The sequence below is a fragment of the Bacteroides sp. genome, from assembly GCF_019417265.1.
Classification (GTDB): domain Bacteria; phylum Bacteroidota; class Bacteroidia; order Bacteroidales; family Bacteroidaceae; genus Phocaeicola.
This window is the reverse complement of record NZ_DXVR01000169.1, coordinates 1-2,692: the sequence shown is the minus strand read 5'-3', so window position 1 is coordinate 2,692 and position 2,692 is coordinate 1. Positions and strand designations below refer to the sequence as shown.

Genomic DNA, 2,692 nt, shown 5'->3' with positions numbered 1-2,692 from the left:
TTCTGGTGAGCTTCGCCAGTCCCTTTAAGTTTGACATTTCTATTTCAAGACTGCCTCTTAGTTTCTCAGCTTCAAAGATAATGGCATTCTGGCTGTCCAGTTCTGTCTTTATCTTTTTTAACTTCGGATAGGCGGCTGCTTCCGGTGTCATAACAGGCTCTGGTGGTAAAGCATCTGCTGTAAGTATTCCGTTGTCCTGCTTTTGGGCTTTGTTTTTATCTTCGGGAGCATTTTCACGCTGCAGCCTACTGTGAATGCCTTTTATAGCCTCAAGCACCTTTGTGATAAGCAGTACCAGCTCTGCTATTGCCATATTCAGGATAAGCGAGAGCATTTCGGGCTTATTGCCGTATCGCTCAATCGACCTCTTTACTGGCTCTGTGATATGTTCCCTCTTTATCTGTAGAATATCATCCATAGAAACCTCGCTTATGATAGCCCTGTCAACTTCACGATTCCAGTCCATCCGCAGTTTATTATCCTTCTCAATCTGTTCAGCTTTGGGATTATTCTTACCAATCTTCTTGGTAGCAAGATATGGACCATTATGGTCAAATACTGTAAGTCTGTCTTTTTCGTCCGTTACCCAGCGATTTATCATTCTGGTGTAAAATAATTTTACCTCATCCAGAAAATCTTCCTGCTTGAACCTTGTATTCTTTGAGGTAAACAGATTTCTCTCATATATCTCGCCTTTTCTGATGACCTTACATCTTTTACGGATATTTCCATTTTCATCGAGGATTTCCTTTTTAGTTCTTACATGATTGCCATGCTCATCATAAAACATATTTCTTGTGGCAGTCTTAATAACTGGTTCTGCCAGAAGCTGTCTTTCAGAGAAGATAAGATGGATATGGAAATTCGTCATACGCTTATTGTGATGAAGTGCTGCAACGCATTCCACACCATATTTTTCCTTGAATTTATCCGTAAACGACTTTAGCAGTATATCTGGCATTCCCTGCTCATAAAGTGATTCGGGCAGTGCTATGATAAGCTCCCTTGTCTCGATACACTTTCCATCAACACCGCTTTTTTTAAATTCTTGCTGGCTGCATCGTGCAAGCTCTGTCCAGTAACTTCTTTCCGTAGTTTCATAGACCGCATACAGATGTTCCTGCTTGGCATGGCTTGATATATAGGTGATTCTTCCCCGGACATTCGACAGCTTGGTCATCTGTATAAATGAATGTCTTGTTGTCAATGTGCTTTCTTCTCCTTCCTCTGATAATGGGAATGAAAGATGAACAGATAATATAAGTGGTATTGTTGTTGGCTTATTGCCGTATCCGGCATAACCAAATGCGACAGCATTTGTATAAGTCATGCCTGCGTGGCTTTGCTCCCTGCAAGGGCGAAATACGCTGAGCATAAACCTCAGGTTTGTGCGAGGGGTGTATTTCGCTCTCAAACGCCGAGGGCTTTGATATCTTGTGATTTGTCAGTCTTCCATTCCGTTAATTGGTTGTTGCATATCAGAAGAAGCACATGTTATAATCCTCTTGCGTGTAGGTATATCATGGCTTCGCTCTGATATATCAGGGGCGGTTTCATTAGAAGCCGCCTCTTTTAAGTTATTACTTTTCTTGTGACTGCTTTTACGCTACTCTTATCTCTCAAGTCTCTGCCTTCGTTGACTTCCATAAACTTTTCAAGCATATCCGTCTTTATGAGAACTTTTCTTCCGACCTTTAGAACAGGAAGTTTTTCCCACTCAACAAGTTTTCTCAGAGTGTTTCTTCCAATTCCTGTATAATCGGCAGCATCTTCTATAGATAAAGCTATCTTTCTTTCCGTCATTTAATCCTCTCCTTTCAAATTGCATTATGCAATTTATTTTTCTGTCAGTATATCGCGTTTATATTTTGCTGTCAAGCGTTACGAAATTATAAAGATAATTATATCATTGCATATTGCAATTTTAATTTTTATATGATATAGTATGAACATATCGAAAGGAATAACCGAAAAGGAGGCAGACAACATGAAGGATAAGGAACTTCGCCGGATTATCGGTGAGAGGGCTAAAAGCCGCAGAACAGAATTAAACCTTACACAACCTTATGTTGCAGACAAGATGGGAGTCACCGCTTCCACCATACAGCGTTATGAAGCTGGAACAATCGACAATACCAAGAAGATGGTACTTGAAGGACTTTCCGAAGCACTTCATGTATCTGTGGAATGGCTCAAAGGCGAAACTGACAGCTACGAAACAGATATAACAGATAAGAAAGAACTTCTTATAAGAGACGCTATGACAGGTATTATCGAAAATCTTCCAACAAACCTTGATAATGCAGATGGAGATTTCGCCAAGAACCTGTTGCTGGCATTATTAAACGAATACAAGCTCTTTACTGATTCATTTACAAGTGCCTGCAATAACTTCAAGGGAAATACAGAATATGCAGATGTGGCAGCCAAGATGGGGTTTGAATCCAATCAGGAATACAATGAAATAATGTTCCTACGAGAGATTACACACTCCGTCAACGCATTTAATGATATAGCTGACATCATAAGGACATATTCCAAGAATCCAGATATGGCAGCACAAAGATTATCCAATCTCTTAGAAGATAATTCCGAATCGGTATAGAACTGACAACCGGAGTTATGATACAATGAGCACAAGCGAGTCAAGCTGTTTACAGATTTGACGAGCGGCGAATTGGCTTATGGACTT

3 protein-coding genes are annotated in these 2,692 nt (G+C 40.2%); 1 reads left to right on the top strand and 2 read right to left on the bottom strand.

The features are described from left to right. The coding region (locus tag QZ379_RS12560) for a MobA/MobL family protein (protein ID WP_291565455.1) at positions 1-1,375 on the bottom strand (1,375 nt) is incomplete at its 3' end. A gap of 197 nt (positions 1,376-1,572) precedes the next feature. After that, entirely contained in the window at positions 1,573-1,803 is a 231-nt protein-coding gene (locus QZ379_RS12555) for a helix-turn-helix domain-containing protein (RefSeq protein WP_117831536.1), read from the bottom strand. A gap of 184 nt (positions 1,804-1,987) precedes the next feature. Between QZ379_RS12555 and QZ379_RS12550 the strand changes: the two genes are divergently transcribed. Then, positions 1,988-2,605, top strand: coding sequence for a helix-turn-helix transcriptional regulator (locus tag QZ379_RS12550; RefSeq protein ID WP_118371045.1), 618 nt, complete (start codon positions 1,988-1,990; stop codon positions 2,603-2,605). Positions 2,606-2,692: the final 87 nt, after the last annotated feature.

What these genes read in the sequence shown, in the direction of transcription:
- QZ379_RS12555 (WP_117831536.1), bottom strand. Translation starts at nt 1,803, where the DNA reads ATGACGGAAAGAAAGATAGCTTTATCTATAGAAGATGCTGCCGATTAT.
- QZ379_RS12550 (WP_118371045.1), top strand. Translation starts at nt 1,988, where the DNA reads ATGAAGGATAAGGAACTTCGCCGGATTATCGGTGAGAGGGCTAAAAGC.